The 5,282-nt window shown below is 50.8% G+C and carries 4 protein-coding genes; 1 reads left to right on the forward strand and 3 read right to left on the reverse strand.

Annotated features, from left to right (window positions below; all coding sequences use genetic code 11):
* Window positions 1–92 (forward strand): Rid family hydrolase (locus tag N3G78_14590; GenBank protein MCX8119143.1); only part of this gene is annotated, 92 nt, incomplete at its 5' end.
* A 22-nt stretch (window positions 93–114) separates the two neighbouring features.
* Here N3G78_14590 and N3G78_14595 read toward each other — a convergent pair.
* The 3 genes from N3G78_14595 to N3G78_14605 are packed head-to-tail and all read right to left on the reverse strand — an operon-like array spanning window position 115 to window position 4,922.
* Window positions 115–1,473: a response regulator gene (locus N3G78_14595; GenBank protein MCX8119144.1), complete on the reverse strand. Its 1,359-nt coding sequence runs from the start codon at window positions 1,471–1,473 to the stop codon at window positions 115–117.
* 31 nt (window positions 1,474–1,504) lie between these two features.
* Complete coding sequence (locus N3G78_14600; protein MCX8119145.1) at window positions 1,505–2,335, reverse strand: response regulator; 831 nt, start codon at window positions 2,333–2,335, stop codon at window positions 1,505–1,507.
* A gap of 1 nt (window position 2,336) precedes the next feature.
* A complete protein-coding gene (locus N3G78_14605) occupies window positions 2,337–4,922 on the reverse strand; it encodes an ATP-binding protein (GenBank protein MCX8119146.1) in 2,586 nt (861 codons plus the stop codon).
* Window positions 4,923–5,282 lie beyond the last annotated feature (360 nt).

The raw sequence follows: 5,282 nt of genomic DNA on the forward strand, positions 1-5,282 counted from the left end.
CCCCGCCCGCGAGATCGACCGTGGAGGTCTCCCGGCTTCCGAGGGACGTCGATCTCGAAATCGAGGCCATCGCCTTTCGGAGCGAGGGATAAGGGGTGGGGTTTCTTGACGTTGCTAACCTTTTACGTTGAAAACGAAGACACCCCCTTTCGATGGGTCCAATTGAAAGTATCGTTTGAGGGATTCGATATTCTTTTCACTCAATTCTGTGCCTTTGCTCAAGAGGAGGAGCCCTGTTCCGCTCCTGACATCCCTTGAGAGGATCATCCCGACCTTCAGTTGGCTGACAAGGAGTTCTTTTTCCGTGGCCTCCGACCTCACGGGGATGGCTTTGTAGGTCTCTTTGAAAGCCTCTTCAAAACAGGGGAGGAGGTGCGGATCAAATCTTTTTCCGGAACCCGCTCTCACTTGATTCAGAACAACCTCTTGGCCATTTCTTTCTTGGAATTGTGTAAATAGGCGGTCCGCAAAGTTAGCCAGTGCGATGATTCTTGCGCCGAGGGCGATGGAATCTCCACGCAACCCATCGGGAAATCCCTCTCCGTTTAACCATTCGTGATGTTGGCGGATGAGCTTCCCCGCATTCCTTAAGTCCTCCACCTTGTCAATCGCGGTTTGTCCTCTGATGGGATGAAGCTGATATTCTTTCAATTCCTCAGGAGTCATGTCCTTGCATTCTATCAGCAGTAGGGCATCGGGCATCCCTATCTTTCCGATATCGTGGAGCAGGGCCGCTACGTAAAGGGTGTCGACCTCCTCCTGGCCCATCCCCATTTTTACCGCCATCTTCCTGGAGAGTTCGGCCACATTTTTGGAGTGGTTTTTTACCCTTCGGTCTCGAAGTTCGATCAACTCAGAAAAGGCCTGGATGGTATGGTCAAAGTTGGCCCTCAGTTTCCGGTTGAGGGATTGGAGTTCCTTGTTTTTATTCTGAATCTCGATGGTCTGTTCCTGGACGAAATATTGGAGTTGATCATTCCAGCGGTTGAGTTCCTCGTTCTGTTGCTTTATCTTTTCGGTGAGCATTTTGTTTTCTTGAATCAAGGCGTAACGATGGAGGGCATCCCGAATGACCTGGATCAGCTCTTCATCCTTCCAAGGTTTGGATATGTAGCGGTAAGCCTCCCCCATGTTGATTGCATCGATGGCGGCTTGGATGTCGGCATGCCCTGTGAGGATCATCCTGATGGCGTCAGGGGCGATTTCCTTGGCTTTGGAGAGAAATTCCGCCCCGAGCATCCCCGGCATTCTTTGGTCCGAGATAATGAGGCCGATGTCCGGATGATGCTTCAAGAGGGTCAATCCCTCTTCGCCCGATTGGGCCGTCAGGACGTCCACGGGTTCTTCCATCAACATCCGTTTTAAGGATCGGAGGATGTTGGGCTCATCATCCACCAGAAGAACCCGAGCCGACCTTTCTGGCAGATTTCCTGTCCATCCCGTCGTTCCTTCGTTTCTCAACCCTTCTGCCATCGGATTCTCCCCCACCGTCCCTCCACGACCTTTAACCTTTGAGGGGCTCCCAATCGAAAACCATGACGATCCCCTCCTGCTCCGACCGAACCTTGATCAGTTCCCCCTTGACCCTCACCAGGAAACCTTCCTCTAACAAACAACCGGAGAACGCTCCATCCGTTAGGATCTTTTCGATCATTTCGTTGACTTCTGTCGGAAACACATGGTTTCTATGGATCCCGGAGGAAAATTTTCCATTTTTTCCGAACCGTTCTGCCCCTTTTTTATTACACTGGGTGACCCTCCCATTTAAGTCGAGGCCGATCACGGCGATCGGAAGGGAATCCAAGATGTTTTGATAGGCCTGGAGCGCGTGGTTTTGAGCGAGGAGTTCGGCGGTTTTTTCCTGGACGAGACGATGGAGGTTTTCGTTCACTTCCTGAAGTTCCCGATTTTTCCGTCTCAATTCCTCTGAGAGTCGGAGGTTCTGTTGTTGGAGGTTATACCATTCCACCGCCTTCGCCAAGGTGGTTTTTAGCTCGTCCACGTTCCACGGTTTGGGGATGAATTTGTAGATCTGTCCCTCGTTGATGGCCGAGACGACCGCCTCTGCATCCGCATATCCTGAAAGCACCATCCTAACCGTATGCGGCCATTTTTCCCGAACGGCCTTAAGGAAATCGACCCCGTTCATCCCCGGCATGCGATAATCCGAGATCACCACGTGGATGGGGGATTGATTTTCGAGGAGGTTTAGCCCCTCTTCGCCAGAGGTGGCGGTCAGCAGTTGATACTCTGGGAGGCACAGGAAGACGCGAGCGAGAGCCTGGAGGATACTTTTTTCGTCGTCTACGCACAGGATATGGACCTTTTCTCCCACATCAACGCTCCTTCACCATGGGCAATCGGATGAAAAAGGTCGTCCCTTTGCCCACCTCGCTCTGAACGGTAATCTCCCCTTGGTGCTTTTTTACAATCTCATAAACAATGCTTAGCCCCAATCCGGTCCCCTTTCCCACTTCCTTGGTGGTGAAGAAGGGTTCAAAGATCTTCGAGAGATTTTCCTCGGGGATGCCACATCCCGTATCCGAGATGGCGATGAAGATGGCCTCGTCCTCCACCCAGGTTTTGATGGTGATCTCGCCCTGTTTGTCAATGGCCTGAGCCCCGTTGACCAGAAGATTCACAAAGACCTGATTCAGCTGCTGAGGGTAACATTTAATCCGGGGGAGAACGCCGAAATCTTTTTTCAGAGTCACTTTATATTTCAATTCATTCCATACGAGATGGAGGGTGCTCTCGATACATTCATTGATATCGGCGTATTTGTAGTCCGCCTCATCTACTCTCGCGAAAGTCTTGAGGCCCTGAACGATCTTCCGCACCCTTTCGGCGCCCTCCAGAGATTCCCGGATCAGATCTGGAAGATCGGCGAGGATAAAATCGATCTTGAAATCTTCCTTTAGGCGCCTCACGGATTCTTGTCGCTCCAGAGAGCCCGGGGAGGCGATGGCTTCGCATTGGACCTGGATGAATTCGCTTAACCGGTTCGCATATTTTTCGAGGGTTCCGAGGTTGCTCGAGATGAAGGCCATGGGATTGTTAATTTCGTGAGCAACCCCCGCGGCCAACAAGCCAATAGAGGCCATTTTCTCCTGGTGGAGGACTTTGGCCTGGGTGTCCTTCAACTCCCGATAAGCCTTCTGCAACTCCTTATTCTTCGTTTCCAGAAGTTGCATCATCTTGATGAACTGCTCGCTGATCTGATAGACGGGATCGGAAAGGGACTGGCGGTAGACCTCACAGTCGAGACACTGGGTGCAAAGAGAGGGGATGGGGGGAGGCACTTTGGATTGGCTCTCCATCCCGACGATTTCCCAACATTTCAACGCCCCCTGACCGAAGCAAGGGCAAAGGCGATTCTCGCAATTCAAGATTTCATAACATTTTTTCAGGTGAGGATTGGTTGGGTCCGGTCTGAACCCTTTTTCTTGCATCACCTGGTGAATCATCGAGGAGATGGTGTTAAGGGCTTGTTGGAGCTTAATCCTGTTCTCTTCGACCTCAAAATTTTTTACCTTCAGGGTCTCCGCAATCCGTTTGAGCTCCGTGACGTCGTGAATCGCGATGACGCTCCCCATCACGTCCTGGTTTTCTTTGTTTTGATAAGGATAGGCATTGAGCGTAAACCACCGCCCGGTTGGACCATGATAGACCTCCGTTCTTTTCTCGGAGACATGGTTGGGTAAAAGCTGGTGTTCGTTGAGAAGCTCTTTCCAATTCCTTCCGATGATCTCTGCATCATTTTTGCAGGTAAATTCTTTAAAGACCTGGTTACAACGCTTCACACGCCCTTGCTCGTCTGCGAGGAGGATCATATCTCCCAGACAGTTCATGGTTGTTTCCAACTCTTCTTTTATAACCCCCATCTCATGATTGAGGAGATGCAATTCTTCATTCCGCTTGAGGAGAGCCTCCTGGGTCTGCCTCAAGGTCCTCTCCACCCTTTGGCGCTCCGAAAAAAGGAGCGCGTTGGAGATAGCCCCCGCAATCTGATTTCCGATCCTTTCGGCTACCCTCATTTCATTTTCTGTGTAGGCCTTTGAGGTAAAGGATTGAATGATGAGGATCCCAACGACCCGATCCCTTGAAATCAGGGGAATTCCCATAAACGATCGGAGGCCCGAGCGAAAGTTTTCCAAGAAATTAGGATAGCAAGCAACGATTTCGTTTTCATCTTCGGTCTGGATGAGGACGCTCCTGCGTCGATGTATGATCTCTTGGTAAAAAGGCCCTTTCATTTCGAGGGTGGTTCCCACGAGCCTTCCGTCGATTTCGGTACCGAAGGCATAGGCAATGGTCACGGAGGTTCCGTCTGGGTTGATCGTGGAGATGGAAATGCGATCGAAGGAGAGAATGTTACCAACGACCTCGGCAAAACGAGCGTAAACCTCATTGATATTTAGGGTGGAACTGATGATCTGGCCGATCTCGGCCATGATGGCATTCTCATGGGCCACCCGCCTGGCGGTCTCTTCACTCTTTCTCAATGCCTCTTCGGCTGTTTTTCGTGCGGTGATCTCTTCGACTGTGCCCGTGTAACGAATGCCAGTGTCGTGGAAGACCGGTGCGGAGCGGAAGTGGATCCACCGGATTCTCCCCTTCCGGGTTAGAATCCGGCATTCTTTCGAATAGGCGGAGAGGTGCTCCATGGCTGCGGACCACTCCTTCCAGATCGTGTCCCGTTCCTCAGGAAGAAACCAATTTGGAAGTTCTGTGGTGAGGCTCTCCGCCAAAGTCATCTCAAAAATTTCCTGCCATTTCGTATTGGTATAAAGGCACTGCCCTTCAGGAGTGACTTCAAAGATCCCAAGGGGAAGGATTTCGGAAATGAACCGGAAACGTTCTTCCCCTTCGCTCTTTTGGGGCCCGACGGGTTTAGGTCTGACTTTCACGAAAGATGACATAATTTCCATCCGCCGAATATAACCCTTTGAATATTAAAGGATTTTTTAAAAAGTCGGCCCGAAACACGGAGGGGTTTGAGGACCGAAGGGATCACTTCCCCCTTTAAAGGCGGATATCGCCCTCATCAGAAACATTCGGTTCATTTGACGGAAAACTTAATAACCGATCTTATTTGAACGAAGAGTCAAAGGGGTATAAGGAGGATAAAGAGGTGGGATTTTCGAATAGGGGGAAATTAAAACTGTCTAATTTTCAACCCGAAGGAGTTTCTTATCCCCTTCGGGAGGGTTGAGCTCGACCTCGAAGGTGATCGATTCGATCTTTTCCCTGGGGAGGGAGAAGCCGAAGATGAGCACCCT

Source organism: Thermodesulfobacteriota bacterium, assembly GCA_026415035.1.
Lineage (GTDB): Bacteria > Desulfobacterota > BSN033 > BSN033 > UBA1163 > RBG-16-49-23.

What these genes read in the sequence shown, in the direction of transcription:
- N3G78_14595 (MCX8119144.1), bottom strand. Translation starts at nt 1,473, where the DNA reads ATGGCAGAAGGGTTGAGAAACGAAGGAACGACGGGATGGACAGGAAAT.
- N3G78_14605 (MCX8119146.1), bottom strand. Translation starts at nt 4,922, where the DNA reads ATGTCATCTTTCGTGAAAGTCAGACCTAAACCCGTCGGGCCCCAAAAG.